Origin of the sequence: Desulforhabdus sp. TSK, from assembly GCF_022836495.1 — a bacterium.
Classification (GTDB): Bacteria; Desulfobacterota; Syntrophobacteria; order Syntrophobacterales; family Syntrophobacteraceae; genus Desulforhabdus.
Genome location: NZ_BQXM01000064.1, coordinates 1 through 5388 on the forward strand (window position 1 = coordinate 1; position 5388 = coordinate 5388).

The 5388-nt window shown below is 53.9% G+C and carries 6 protein-coding genes; all 6 read right to left on the reverse strand.

What is annotated here, in order from left to right; genetic code table 11:
- Window positions 1-135: 135 nt before the first annotated feature.
- Window positions 136-669, reverse strand: a complete 534-nt coding sequence (locus tag MWC30_RS21195) for a hypothetical protein (protein ID WP_244086198.1) — start codon at window positions 667-669, stop codon at window positions 136-138.
- Complete coding sequence (locus tag MWC30_RS21200) at window positions 656-2626, reverse strand: aldehyde ferredoxin oxidoreductase N-terminal domain-containing protein (protein WP_244086199.1); 1971 nt, start codon at window positions 2624-2626, stop codon at window positions 656-658. Before MWC30_RS21200 ends, MWC30_RS21195 begins: the two co-directional genes overlap by 14 nt.
- Before the next feature lie 268 nt (window positions 2627-2894).
- Complete coding sequence (locus MWC30_RS21205) at window positions 2895-3266, reverse strand: glycosyltransferase (RefSeq protein WP_244086200.1); 372 nt, start codon at window positions 3264-3266, stop codon at window positions 2895-2897.
- A complete protein-coding gene (locus MWC30_RS22580; protein WP_256461289.1) occupies window positions 3263-3391 on the reverse strand; it encodes a hypothetical protein in 129 nt (42 codons plus the stop codon). The genes MWC30_RS21205 and MWC30_RS22580 overlap by 4 nt, the downstream gene beginning before the upstream one ends.
- 264 nt (window positions 3392-3655) lie before the next feature.
- The gene (gene glp, locus MWC30_RS21210; protein ID WP_244086201.1) at window positions 3656-4840 is read right to left on the reverse strand and encodes a gephyrin-like molybdotransferase Glp; all 1185 of its coding nucleotides are present in this window, start codon (window positions 4838-4840) and stop codon (window positions 3656-3658) included.
- A 337-nt stretch (window positions 4841-5177) separates the two neighbouring features.
- On the reverse strand, window positions 5178-5388 hold a 211-nt coding region (locus MWC30_RS21215; RefSeq protein ID WP_244086202.1), incomplete at its 5' end, for a 4Fe-4S dicluster domain-containing protein.

Here is a 5388-nt window from a genome sequence, read left to right on the forward strand (position 1 = left end):
ACCACGTCGCACAGCCCGCACTGGAAGCATCGCTTGAAGGCGTCTCCACCGCTCGCTTTGATGACTTCTATAATATCTTTATAAGGGGCTACAGTTTCCACCGTTTTTCTCAAACCTCTTCTTTCGCCCTGATGATCAGTCTTTTGTCATGCGAGAAAGGGCTTCCTTCAGCTTGTCGAGACCATACTTGTCCGCCAATGCCTCCAGGCCGATCTCCATATCCTCCAGTCTCTGTTCCTCTTCTTCGTCGACTTCCTCTTCCCGTTCTTCGAAGATCAGGACATCATTGAGGCACCATTCCACACAGAGGGGCTTTTCTTCGCCTTCACACATGTCGCACTTGAGGGGGAGGCCGGAGTCGGGCTCTTTGAACAAGTCCCGGGATGGACAGACAGCCCGGCAGAATCCACACTCGTCATATTCCTTCCCGTTGATAATGTACTTATCTCTCCCCATGCATTCTGCCGGAGTATACTCACCGGCGAACACAGGAACCCAAATGTCCTGTATGGGATGACGAATCACCTGGATACGAGACCTGGCGGGATTGCTGAGGCTGTATTTGGGTGTGGCGTGAAACGATGAGCAGATGATTTCACATGACCGACAGCCATTGCATTTATCTGCATCGACTTTGATTGTCTTGATCTTTTTCTTAATCTTGGCCATCTTTCAATATCCCCCTTCTTTCCAATTCGTCTGCAACATAGCCCAAATCATATTCTTCCAACGTCTTTCTTGTCGGAATACCATCGTTATTCCATCCCTTGTGCTTGTAGTATGCGTCCAGAAGCTTTTCTTCGATTTCGGGAAATCTTTTCTTCCAATGGTCCTCAGGCGGCTTTTCGTCGGCTCTGCGCATGCCTCTCAAGACATTGTAAGCGCGATGCAGATGCCTGCTCCTCTTGACCTTTCGTACCACTTCGTCTTTGTCGACCTGCATCCCGGTCGCTGCCGATATCAATTTCCAGTAATTGTTGATGTGATAGGGAGGCTTCAGGCAGAAGGACGCCATACCGGCACAGAATCCCAGAGCGTCATCGATGTTGTGGATCGTGTCCATCCAGTCGACGATTTCACTGGCAATGTCAGGGGTTGGGTAATAGGGATTCGCCATTTCTCCGCGCGGCTCCCAGTCCAGGAAATATTTCTTGAACTTTTCATCGGGGAGCTGTGGCCAGTCTCTGACAAACTCCTCTCTCTGCTCCATCGTGGGGAAAGGAGACTGAGGCCAGTTGCCTTCAATCTGGGTGATGCTGATTTTTTCGTTGGTGGCGTACATGATGTAGTAAAGGGGATCCATCATGCCCAGCTTGACGTTCATCTGCTCATGCTTCTTGGTGGTATTGTGGTCGAATTTTTCGGCGCCTTTGCCGATTTTTCTGGCGGCCCCGTAAGTGCCTTCGGCCAGGATATCTCCAATTCCCTCCCTTCGGGCAACCTTGTCCAGCAGGTAGTAGAACCGATCTTCGTTGCCCGGTGGGAATCCCGGCATGTCCTCATCCGTCAGAATGCCGGCTTCATAGAGCTCGACGGCGAAGGCAAGGACCTGCGGTGTAGAGAAAGAATCCAACCCGTAGTTGAAGGCTCGATGGGCAATTCTGAAGGCGAAATCCAGGTCCTCCACGTAGGCCGCCATGGTATAGGTCAGCTTGGAGAAGCATTTCATGAAGTACGCCGGAACGTCTTTGTAGGTGATCAAGGCGCCGCATTGCTGAGGACAGTTATAGCAGCTGATCAACCGCTTCACCGCTTCGTGTTGAGTCGTCTCCCAGCTCTTGGCGATTTCCTCCGTCCAGAAGTCTTTTCTCCGAACGCGGGCATTGCCCCAGGCGAACCCCGTCGTATGCCACGCCTCGTCCACGTGCAGCATTTCCTGAGGCGACCCGATACCGGCCATGATGGGCTGTATCCCGGGGAGGGGGTTTTCATTGCGGAAGTTGATGTAGGCGGTGATGTCTTTCATGTGCTCCATGAATTTGGCGCCGTCGGCCAGGTTGATGTCCTTCGTTCCACGAACGACGACAGCCTTGAGGCCTTTGTCACCCATGACGGCACCCGCGCCCTGCCTGCTGCAGCTGGACCGGCCCTGCTCGATGGAGGCAAACCAGACGCGGTTTTCACCGGCCAGGCCGATGGCCGCCACCTGAGCGTTCGGCTGGTTCAATTCCTGCCGGATGAGCTCGCAGGTTTCGACGGCTCCCTTACCCTTCAGGTGAGCGGCATCCCGCAGCTCCACCTTATCGTTGTTGATATAGAGATAGACCAGCTTGGGGGACTTGTTGCGGATGATGACCTTGTCGTAACCGGCATGCTTCAATTCCGACGCAAAGAATCCCCCCATCATGGGATAGGCCAGCAACCCCGTCTGAGGTGAAATCGTGCTGATAATAGTGCGGTTGCAGCTGAAAGCGGGAGTGCCCACCAGAAGACCTGTAGCGATGACCATCAGGTTTTCGGGATCGAAGGCGGTGGTTTCAGGTGGAACTCTGTCCCAGTGAATTTTGACGCTGGTGCCGAGCCCCCCGAGATGAAGCTCCATCAATTTCGGGTCGGTCTCCACCCGTTCGATGTTTCCCGTTGCCAGATCAATTTCCAAATTGTAGCCTGTTTCTGCGTACCTCATCTGTTGTCACCTCTTCGCTGGTTATCTGGAATTGTTGCCTCTACAAATGCTATCCCTTTTCGTGAGATCCGGTCCCCCCGGCCAAGATCCTGGAATAAGGGGATAAATGGTTTCATGATTTCTTTGTGAGCGGCCCGGCAGTTCGATTCACCGCCGACAGAGTCTTTCAGGCCCTGACGCATTTGAATTCCTGTCTGTATCAAAAAAGACATAAAAATTGACACAACAATGCCCCTCTGGAATGCGGGAGGCCGGATTTCCGCGAGCCTCAATACAGTACTTGATGGACCTCTTTAGCCTTCTGGATACAACTGCTGACATAATACCATGCGTACACGGCGCCGGCCTCTCCGCGGAGAACCAGGTCGCCTTTGGCATGGGCTACTCCGATGCGTACGGCGTTCTGTATGATGCCATCCGGATTACTGAGGAGCTTGATATTGTCGTGGAGGGCTGCCAGTTCCTTCACAATCGCTACGGTTCCGTCCCGGCTGTCGCAGTCCACTACCAGGATCTCGAGTTTTTCAGAAGGATGGTCCTGTTCCAAAAGGGATAAAAGGCAGCGCCGGATAAAGGTCTCTTCATTCTTAACGGGGATGATGATGCTGATGGAGGGAACTTCAGGTTGCTGGGCATTCATTCGGTGAGCTCCTTTGCCATCATCTCCTCATCTAAAGGTGCAGGCTGTGTCTTCCTCTGAGGGGCGCCGGCTCCGCGCCTGGAGACGCTGATCCCGGCGGGCTCCGCCCGTTCTTTTTCGTTCATTGCTGTCTCCTCGGTCGCCAAAATGCGCTTTTCTCAAAAAGACTCCCATGGAAAAGCAGCACGGCACCATGGGCTTTCGAGCATGGCGACCGGCCAGAGTAAATCGTTTACATCAAATTTGACATAAAGGTTAGCACTTAGATGAGGAGAGGTCAAGCGACAATATAGCCATATCATGATTACATCTTAGCTATTTTCTGGTGGCCGCGCACTGCGGCCGGAACGCGGCCTTTCAGTGCATTTTCAGCAAGTATTTTGAATACTTCATTGAGAGGTTCGCTCGGGGTGTGTCGATGCAGGGTCATCCATACCCTTTTGACTCTTACGGCTCTTGCCGCTCAAAGGTGAGGGCTTTCCCAAAGGCACGAGGGATGCTCTGTACAATCCTGCATTTCCTTCGTTCCCCTCCGCGAAGGAGTCGACCTCGGACGTTGGGCCGCTCAGCTTGCGCCAGTGGGATGTGGATTCTGACTCACGGCCTGCATCCTGGTGCCCCATCATTTTGAGGAGTGCGGGCCTGATGAATTGATCGAAGGAGAGCATCCCCGCCGATGGGTTTCCGGGCAGCCCGAAAACGAGCTTTTTGCCTATCGTGCCGAAAATCATTGGTTTGCCCGGCTTTGCGAACATGCTCGAAAACCTGATGCCCATTCCCAATGATGCCAGGGACCTTTTGACCAGGTCATATTTGCCCTTGGACAGTCCACCCGACGTGATGAGGACATCCGCACGCAGCGCATCGGAGAGGAAGGATTGCTGTGCGTCAAGATCGTCCCGCACGATGCCCAGGCTGAGGGGAATGGCGCCGGTCTCCATCACCTGTGCGGTCAGGGCGTACAAATTCGAGCACATGGTCTTCCAGGGAGAAGGCGGCTCGTGAAAGTCCGTGAGCTCATCACCCGTTGACAGAATCGCCACCAGGGGTTTTTGATGAACGTACACGTAGGCGCGCCGAAGTGTTGCCAGGACACCAATTTCCGCCGGGCCGACGACATCTCCCGCCCTGAGGACCAAATCACCCTTCTTCAAGGATTCTCCACGGAAGCGGATCCCGTCGCCGGGTCCAGGGTCGTTGGTGCACAGAACGTAGCCTTCGTCTTCCCACGTGTCCTCCAACTTGACTACCGTATCGGCTCCTGCGGGGACCAGTCCACCGGTCATGATGCGAATGGCTTCACCTTCTCCCAAACTCACGCCGGACGGCCTCCCAGCGGCTGATTCCCCAACAATTTTGAGGCGTACCGGACTCAGCCTGGAAGCACCCAGCACGGAAACATGGCGCACAGCATAGCCGTCCAATGCTGACAGGTCGGATGCCGGGAAATCCTCGGTGACGACGACATCATGGGCAAGAACTCTCCTCAGAGAATCCAGAATAGAGACGCTTTCGTGGCCCAGGACAGGAGTTGCTTCCAGAATCTGCTTCTGCGCCTCATTAAGATCCATCATATCCAAAGCCTCATCCACTCATGGAATCTCATTTCCAGGCTGCCGCTCTCGTCATGTTCTGATTGATGAAACTGCAGGTTTGGCTCTTTAATTGATTCCAGGAGTTATTCCAATTAGTTGCACGTAAAAAAGATAGAAATGAATTATGTCATAATATGCATAATTATTGCAAAGCATTTTTTATCCTTGAGAGAGGGTGGTGGTATTCTTGGGGATGTGGAGGTGTTCAGACAGTTGCATTGGATGAGCGGCTGGGGCCCATGGAGATGGACCCCAGCCGGTATGCTGACGCGCTACGGAGCAGGGGAGCCCGCAGCCTCGATAGGGAGAGGTTCCGCTACTTTTCCTTGCCTTTTCGGACGATGGCCCTGGCTTCCTCGGCAAGGGGGGGCGGAGCGGGCTCGCCGACAATTTTCGTTATGGCGCCGAAGCGGGGAGGGCAGGCCTCAAAGCAGGTCCCGCACTTGATGCATTTGTCCTGGTCGATGACATGGATCCGGTTTTTGCCGCCGTCGATGGCATCCGCCGGGCATCTCTTGGCGCAGGTC

Bases quoted from the DNA above. Each gene is read 5' to 3' on its own strand.
- MWC30_RS21195 (WP_244086198.1), bottom strand. From the start codon at position 669: ATGGCCAAGATTAAGAAAAAGATCAAGACAATCAAAGTCGATGCAGAT.
- MWC30_RS21200 (WP_244086199.1), bottom strand. From the start codon at position 2,626: ATGAGGTACGCAGAAACAGGCTACAATTTGGAAATTGATCTGGCAACG.
- MWC30_RS21205 (WP_244086200.1), bottom strand. From the start codon at position 3,266: ATGAATGCCCAGCAACCTGAAGTTCCCTCCATCAGCATCATCATCCCC.
- MWC30_RS22580 (WP_256461289.1), bottom strand. From the start codon at position 3,391: ATGAACGAAAAAGAACGGGCGGAGCCCGCCGGGATCAGCGTCTCCAGG.
- glp (WP_244086201.1), bottom strand. From the start codon at position 4,840: ATGATGGATCTTAATGAGGCGCAGAAGCAGATTCTGGAAGCAACTCCT.